Source organism: Elioraea sp. Yellowstone, assembly GCF_006704265.1.
GTDB lineage: Bacteria > Pseudomonadota > Alphaproteobacteria > Acetobacterales > Acetobacteraceae > Elioraea.
The window spans coordinates 1-460 of the sequence record NZ_VIKA01000343.1; the positions used below are offsets into that span (position 1 = coordinate 1).

Here is a 460-nt window from a genome sequence, read left to right on the forward strand (position 1 = left end):
GCGCTGCGCAGCGGCGCGGTCAATGCCGGGGCGGCGTTCCGCATGCGCGCGACCGCCTCGGCCGAGGCCAGCACCTACGCGGCGATCGTGCGGCTGGCCGAGCAGGCGGCGGCCTCGCGCGCGCCTCTGACGCGGCTGGCGGACCGGTTCGCGGTCCTGTTCATCGCCGTGACCGCGGTCGTGGCGGGGCTTGCCTGGGCGCTCTCGGGCGATCCCGTGCGGGCGCTCGCGGTGCTGGTGGTGGCGACGCCATGCCCGCTGATCCTCGCCGCACCGATCGCGCTGGTGGCCGGCGTGGGGCGGGCGGCCGCGCGCGGCGTGGTGGTGAAGGGTGCGGGCGTGATCGAGCGGCTGGCGCGCATCGGTGTGGTGTTGTTCGACAAGACCGGCACGCTGACGCCGGGCCGGCCGCGGCTCGCGGCGATCGAGCCGGCGGCCGGGCTCGCGCGCGAGGCGGCGC

1 pseudogene is annotated in these 460 nt (G+C 78.3%); it reads left to right on the forward strand.

Features of this window, described 5'->3' with window-relative positions:
* Positions 1-460 (forward strand): annotated as a pseudogene (locus FK498_RS19050) (heavy metal translocating P-type ATPase); the annotation flags it as partial.